The 6,687-nt window shown below is 66.4% G+C and carries 3 protein-coding genes and 2 pseudogenes; 3 read left to right on the top strand and 2 right to left on the bottom strand.

The annotated features are described in order from the left end of the window. Positions 1-53: 53 nt before the first annotated feature. Positions 54-2,156, bottom strand: coding sequence for a PAS domain S-box protein (locus JMJ55_RS29060; protein ID WP_202829104.1), 2,103 nt, complete (start codon positions 2,154-2,156; stop codon positions 54-56). A 760-nt stretch (positions 2,157-2,916) separates the two neighbouring features. Between JMJ55_RS29060 and JMJ55_RS29055 the strand changes: the two genes are divergently transcribed. The 3 genes and pseudogenes from JMJ55_RS29055 to JMJ55_RS29045 all read left to right on the top strand — a co-directional run. Then, complete coding sequence (locus JMJ55_RS29055; RefSeq protein ID WP_202829103.1) at positions 2,917-3,297, top strand: transposase; 381 nt, start codon at positions 2,917-2,919, stop codon at positions 3,295-3,297. Between the two features lie 121 nt (positions 3,298-3,418). Then, a protein-coding gene (locus JMJ55_RS29050) for a transposase (RefSeq protein ID WP_202829102.1) occupies positions 3,419-4,929 on the top strand; the annotation gives its coding sequence in 2 pieces (ribosomal slippage) (positions 3,419-4,304 and positions 4,304-4,929; 1,512 coding nt in all). Continuing rightward, a pseudogene (locus JMJ55_RS29045) lies at positions 4,930-5,535 on the top strand (IS630 family transposase); the annotation flags it as partial. Positions 5,536-5,554: 19 nt separating this feature from the next. Here the strand turns inward: JMJ55_RS29045 and JMJ55_RS29040 are convergent. Further along, positions 5,555-6,594 (bottom strand): annotated as a pseudogene (locus JMJ55_RS29040) (IS110 family RNA-guided transposase). Between the last annotated feature and the right edge of the window lie 93 nt (positions 6,595-6,687).

Raw genomic sequence — 6,687 nt, 5'->3', positions numbered from 1 at the left:
CAGCACGCGGGAGATATCCCTTGGCCGGGTCAGTTCTCGATGAAAACCCCGGGTCAGTTCTCAGCGAAACTCAACAGCCACAATATTGAAATCCGGCCTCCGGATGCGGAGAGCGCTCCGTGTTTGGTGGCATTCGTGGCAAGTTCGTGCAGCGTCATCGACAGCGCCTGCGCCGAGGCAGGCGGGAGCATTATATCAGGGCCGTTCAGCTCCGCCCGCTGCCCGCCTTCACCGCTCGTCGCCGTGACCGTCAGGAAGGCTGCTAGTTCACTTTCGAGCAGGGTGCGCAGCCGGGCCCCGGTCCAGCGTTCTGCCGCCAGCAGCGAATGAGCTCGGGCGAGCGCCATCACCCGACCCTCGACGGCCTTCGCATAGGCCTCAGTGTTGCCTTTCGGCGTCAGCCGCAGCGCTGCCTGCACGACGGCCAGGACGTTCTTTGCTCGGTGGTCCACCTCGCGCACCAGCAGGACCTGACGCTCCTCGGCCGCCCGGCGCTCCGTCACGTCCTGAATGATCGCCACGGAACGCACGATCCGCCCCGCGTCGTCACACACGGGAGCCGAGGTCAGCTCGGTCCAACGAACCGAACCGTCAGGCCGCACGTAGCGCTTGGCGACCTCGTGCATAGGCGCTTCGCCGCGGCACATGCGTTGGAACCCCGCGAGGTCCTCGGCCCGGTCGTCGGGATGCACGAGGTCGGAGAATGGCCGGCCCACGATATCCTCGACACGGCGCCCGACGAGCCGTGCATAGGCGGCGTTGATCCGAAGTAAGCGAGCCGTGGCGCAGTCCACCTCCGACATCGGCACGGAAGCCTGCTCGAATGCGGCCCGGAACTCGGCCTCGCTTTCGCGCAGTGCTGCCTCAGCAGCCTTCCGGGCGGTAATGTCGATATGCGCGCCGTAGGTCACGTCTCGCCCACCGAGCACGACGCCCTGCGCCCGAACCAGCACGTCGCGAATTTCGCCGGACTTGGTCCGATGCTGCGCCTCGACCTCCTGGGTACCGGGGCGGACCGCATGTGCCCTGCCCCGGACGCGAATGGCCTCAGAGTCCCCGAGCGCGTCGATGTCGGCAAGCGAGAGGGAAAGGAGTTCCTCGCGCGTGTAGCCGTACTCGGTGCAGACCCGTCCATTGACGTCGAGGATGCGGTGCGTTGCGGGGTCGATGACGATAACGCCAAATGGCGCTGCCTCGAAGAGTGTGCGTTGACGGAGTTCGGCCTCGCGCAGCGCAAGTTCCATCTCCTTGCGCTCTGTGATGTCGAGAATGATCCCCGAGGCGCGCCAGTTCGGCACTTGGTCTTGACCTCTGGTGACCTCGATCTTGCCGCGTGCCTGCAGCCAACGCACGGACTTAACTCGGAACTCGAGGCGGAACTCTCCGCCCGCGGCAGTCAGCCGACGGGCCTCGGCGGCCACCGCAGGGCGATCCTCCGGGTAAACCATGGCAAGCACATGGCGGAGATGCAGCAACGAACTGGGCGATAAGCCGAGGACTTGCCACAGCCCGCCAGCTCGGGGGGCCACGTCAGTGATTGTTCCGCCTCGGCCCGCCATTTCAAAGGCGACGACCCCGGCGGCCTCCTGCGCACGGCGCAGTCGCTCCTCGGCGATGCGGGCCGCCTCGGCACTCACCGCCGCCTCGCGGGATAGGCGCGACTGCAGTCGCAACTCCAGCTCGTCAGCCGCCATCGCAGCCAGATTGCGGAGCCCGCGCGTCTCCGTCTCTGACAGCCCCTCGGGACGCGCTCCAGGAGACAGAACGCTAACAGTCCCGAGCACCGTTCCACCCGGGCCGAAAAGCGGCGCGCCAGCGTAGAAGCGGAGATGCGGGCTGCCAGCGACCAATGGGTTGGAGGCGAACCGTGGATCGGCTTTCAGGTCGGGCACGACCAGCACCTCGTCCGGCCCGCCCCGGATGGTATGATCGCAGAATGCCAGTTCGCGCTGTACCTCCCGCAGATCCGTGCCAACGCGCGCCTTGAACCACTGGCGGGTCTCGTCGATAAGTGAGACCATTGCCATTGGCGTCCCAAGGAGGTCGCAGGCAAGCGCCGCCAACCGGTCGAAGGCTGCCTCCGCCGGCGTGTCAAGGATCGCGTAGCTCCGCAGTACTGCCAGCCGCGCCGCCTCGGCCTCAGCCGCGTCGCTCAAGGAGCCGCTAGTTCCTGAGGGCGGACGGTGGCTAGTGCCGCCTTTCGTGGACGCGTTCATGCTGCCTCCTGGAAGATGCCTGCACAGGGCGGCAACTACCCGCTCGTTCGTGCTCCACCGACCCAGCCCGCCTTTCATGGTGAAGCATCGCAAGCCGCAGAGCTATCACGGCATACATGTCGATGAGAGGCATCGGAAGACCCGCGTTAGATGGTATGGAGGCGACAGGGAGATGCCGCGTGGATTGGGTGCCTCCGCCAATTCCGCGCATCGCCACGATGGCGACGAAGGTGCCGAGTTTCGTCTTGCTGTCGAAGAAGTCGAGCCTGTTCTTCTATTCAGTACCTTCAGACCGACAGCATGGGTGTGCCTCCGTCCGGCTCCGCGTCGGATGGGCTGGTGGTCTTCGATGATGCCAAGCGAGGGCTTAAGTAGCTCATTCCACCAGACAATATGGTTGCCGCTACAGGGCACGATACCAGTAGGCGCCTTGAGCCGATTCCCCGAGCGGGCCGTCCGCATCAGTCCCTGCCGATCCTGCCCACCCATGAAGAGCGGGACAATTGCTCGGCTACAACAGACACCAACCGAAAAAGTGCAGACAACTCTGTTCGGAGCATCTTGACCGCGTGGTGCAACCAATGAATAGCGCATCATGGCGCCTTCTAGAGCGTTTTCCGCGCCTTCTGAATCGTTGAGGATTCACGCCGCCGCGATTTTCTGATTCATGCTCTGTGCCGGGTCGAGGAGGCCGGCATGGATGCCGCGAGTGCTGTCACAGGATCTTCGAGAGCGGGTGGTCGCCGCGGTTGATGGTGGGATGTCGTGCCGAGCCGCGGCAGCACGGTTCGGGGTCAGCGCGGCGAGCGCGATTCGCTGGCGGCAGTTGGTTCTTCAGAACGGCACGCCGGCCGCCAAGCCGCAGGGCGGCGACCGTCGTGCGGGCAGAATCGACGCGCACGGAGCCCTCATTCTGGCTGCTGTCGAGGCGAAGGACGACATCACGCTGGTCGAGTTGCAGGCGCTGCTGGCCGAGCGTGGCACGCCGGTCGGGATCGGCACGCTGTGGCGGTTCTTCGACCGGCACCGGATCACGCTCAAAAAAACTAGGCTGGCAAAGTTGGCTGGCGTTGCGCGTTGACCGGGTGGTTCTTTGACGAGCTCTAGAGGCGCGCATGGCTAGGCTGTTGGCGCGGGCGGAACCCGCGCGGGAGCGGGTGCTGGTTCCCCTCCGGCGGAACTGCCCGGGTTGCGGCGGCCACATGCGATTGCGCTACGAGAACCGCCGGACCCTGGTGACGCTGTCTGGGTCGGTGCGGTTGCGACTGAAGATCCGCCGCTGCGAGCATAAGGGCTGTGCTCGTCATCACCTGGCGTACCGGCCCGAGGCGGAGGGCGCGATGGCGCTCTCCCAGCATGAGTTCGGCCTGGACGTGGTAGCGCTGGTGGGGGTGCTGCGTCACCGGGATCACCGCAGCGTGCCGGAGATCCACGCCGCCCTGCGGGCGCGCGGGGTGGAGATCGCTGAGCGGAGCGTGACCAATCTGCTGGACCGCTATGACGAGTTGCTGGCCACCTCGCTGAGCGATACCCGGCGGCTGCGTCGGGTTCTGGCCAAGCAAGGGCGGGCCATCCTGGCGCTGGACGGCATGCAGCCAGACGTCGGTCATGAGGTGCTGTGGGTGGTGCGCGAGTGCCTCTCGGGCGAGGTGCTGTTGGCGCGCAGCCTGTTGTCGGGCACGGCCGAGGACCTGGCGTCCTTGCTCGCCGAGGTGGCAAAAGCGATCGGGGTGCCGGTGGAGGGTGTGGTCAGCGACGGGCAGACCTCGATCCGGCGGGCGGTGGAACGGGCTCTGCCAGGCGTGCCGCACCAGCTCTGCCAGTTTCACTTCCTGCGGGAGGCGGCGAACCCGGTCTACGAGGCGGACCGGCACGCCAAGAAGGAACTCAAGAAGGGGGTGCGTGGGGTGCGCCGGATCGAGCGCACGGTGGAGGGACGCCAGGATGGCAAGGCCGAGCTGGTGCTGGGCTACTGCGCGGCCGTGCGCAGCGCCATCACGGACGACGGTCGCACACCACTCGCCGCCCCTGGGTTGAAGCTCAAGGGCCGGCTGGAGGCGGTGGCGGACAGCCTGGACCGGGTCATGGAAAAGGGGGCTCACCCGCGCCGCTCGCGCGGCTCCGCCACCTGATCGGCCGCGGCTTGGACAGCACGGCCCCACTCTGGCCGGCGGTGGAATGCGCCTATGTCTGGGTGCATGCTGCAGCAAGGTTGCTGAACAACGACCAGGGCGAGCATGCCAGCACGGTCCGGCGCCGGTTCGACGGGCTGCTCGGCGCCATGCTCCGGCACCGTCACCAAGCCGGCGCAGTGGCACCCGCCATCGAGCACTTCGCCAAGGTCGCCCGCAGCTACCGTCCCGGACTGTTCCACTGCTATGCCGTGCCCGGCCTGCCCAGGACCAACAACGACCTCGAACAGCTGTTCGGGTCCCAGCGCTACCACGAGCGGCGCGCCACAGGACGCAAGGCGGCATCGCCCGCCGTCGTGCTGCGCGGCGAGGTTCATCTGATCGCCGCCATCGCAACGCGACAACACTCACCCACCGCACGCGACCTTGGCCGCGTCAGCCGTGAGAACTGGAGCGCACTCCGCCGCCGCCTTGAACAACGCCGCCATGCACGGACGCTGCGGACCCAGTTCCGGCGTAACCCACAGGCCTACTTGGCCGATCTCGAACAACTCGCCTGCCAGCTAACTTTGCCGACCTAGAAAAAAACAGCGCACGCCACCGAGCAGGACCGCCCGGACGTCCTGAAGCAGCGCGAGGAATGGTTCGACAGCCAACTCGATCTCGATCCCGAGCGGCTGGTCTTCATCGACGAAACCTGGGCCTCCACCAACATGGCGCGACGCCATGGCCGTTGCCGGCGTGGCGAGCGGCTACGCTCCGGCGTGCCGCATGGACACTGGAAGACCACCACGCTCGTTGCAGGCATGCGGCGCACGGGCATGGTTGCACCAATGGTGCTTGATGGTCCGATCAACCGCGATGCCTTCGTCGCCTATGTCTGCCAGGTACTCGTACCCGACCTCTCGCCCGGCGACATCGTCACCATGGACAACCTGTCGAGCCATAAGGCTCCGGCCGCGCGCGAGGCGATCGAAGCGGCTGGCGCAACGCTGCTCTTCCTCCCGCCATACAGCCCCAACTTCAACCCGATCGAGCAGGCGTTCTCCAAGCTCAAGGCACACCTGCGCAAAGCCGCCGAGCGCACCATCCACGGCCTGTGGAACGCCATCGGCCGCATCCTCGACCTCTACCCGCCAGAGGAATGCGCCAACTACTTCGCCAACGCCGGATACGATGCAGACTGATTGGAAATCGCTCTAACATTCACCGCGGACCACCCAATGGGGACCGATCAATCTCAAACCTCTGCCCGCTGCGCAGCATGGCACAGATGATACGCGCCAACTTAGCCGCGAGCGCCACCACCACCGTGTTCACGTGTGCCCGGGCGCTCAGGCCTCGTAGCCACCCGCCAGCAGGGTGTCACCCTTGAGCAGCGTCGGCAGCGCCGCCCGCGCGCCGTGGATCAGCATTTTGCGCAGGTAGACGTTGCCGCGCTTGCTGATCCTCAGCAGCTTTCGCTTGCCCCCGGTGGTCATCTGCCGTGGCACCAGCCCCAGCCAGGCGGCGAGATCCCGTCCCCGGCCAAAGGTCGCCGCCCTGCCGATCGCCGCCACCAGGGCGGTGGCGTTCAGCGGCCCGATGCCTGGGATGGATGTCAGCAGCCGAGCGGCTTCGTCGCTCCGGGCCGCAGCCGCAAACTCCTCGTCAAAGGCTTCGATACGCCGGTCTAGCTCACGCCACTCAGCCCGCTGATCCTTCACCAGGAGGCGGATCCGCGGGCTGAGCGGAACTCGCTCCTCGGCCAGCAGAGCCTCGAGGTAGATCTCCAGCTTGCGCCGACCCTGGGGTACGATGATACCGCGTTCCAGCAAAATGGCGCGCAGCTGGTTAATCAGCGCTGTCCGCTCACTCACCAACCGGTCGCGGGCGCGGTGCAGGCTCTGCATGTCGAGCTGCGCCTCGCTCTTGAGTTCGACAAACCGCATGGTCGGCCGGGTCGCGACCTCAGCGATCGCTTCGGCGTCCCGCTCATCGTTCTTCTGCGCTTTCACATAGGGCTGGACATACTCAGGCGACATCAAGCGCACCTCGTGCCCCGCATCGCGCAACCTGCGGCCCAGGTGATGCGCTCCACAGCAGGCCTCCATTGCCACCACGCAGCCCGGTGACGCTGCCGCCAGCCTCATGACCCCGTCCCGGTGCAGCCGTCGGCGCAGAACCACCCGGCCGGCTGCGTCCAGCCCTGCCACGCTGCAGCTGTTCTTGCCCAGATCCACTCCGAGTACCGCGATCGCCCTCATGGGTTCGCTCCCTTACCCCGGTTGCCCGGCCAGCCTACGCCAGCAGGAAGGAGGGGCGGGCCATCCCATAAAGCTTCGCCAGCCGCCTGGACG

Source organism: Belnapia mucosa, assembly GCF_016775475.1.
GTDB lineage: Bacteria > Pseudomonadota > Alphaproteobacteria > Acetobacterales > Acetobacteraceae > Belnapia > Belnapia mucosa.
The sequence above is the reverse complement of the archived record's forward strand: the minus strand, read 5'-3'. Positions and strand labels throughout refer to the sequence as shown.

What these genes read in the sequence shown, in the direction of transcription:
- JMJ55_RS29055 (WP_202829103.1), top strand. Translation starts at nt 2,917, where the DNA reads ATGCCGCGAGTGCTGTCACAGGATCTTCGAGAGCGGGTGGTCGCCGCG.